The sequence below is a fragment of the Paraburkholderia sp. SIMBA_027 genome, assembly GCF_046535315.1.
Classification (GTDB): Bacteria; Pseudomonadota; Gammaproteobacteria; order Burkholderiales; family Burkholderiaceae; genus Paraburkholderia; species Paraburkholderia tropica.
The window spans coordinates 1-230 of record NZ_JAWRWY010001732.1; the positions used below are offsets into that span (position 1 = coordinate 1).

Genomic DNA, 230 nt, shown 5'->3' on the forward strand with positions numbered 1-230 from the left:
AGAATGTAGACGTCGCCCGTTTCCATTTCGAGCGCGGTCACGCCCAGCACGTCGCCTTCGGCGTCGCGGATCAGATCCAGCGCCATCCATTCGACGAAGAACGTGGTCTTCGCGGCGACGTTCTGCTGATACAGCGTGTGCAGCAGCGCGTGGCCGGTACGGTCCGCGGCCGCGCAGGCGCGCTGCACCGGCTTTTCGCCGTAGTTGGCGGTGTGGCCGCCAAACGGGCG

1 protein-coding gene is annotated in these 230 nt (G+C 66.5%); it reads right to left on the reverse strand.

The window, feature by feature from the left end; all coding sequences use genetic code 11:
• The coding region (locus SB764_RS45085; protein WP_410867445.1) for an FAD-binding protein at nt 1-230 on the reverse strand (230 nt) is incomplete at both ends.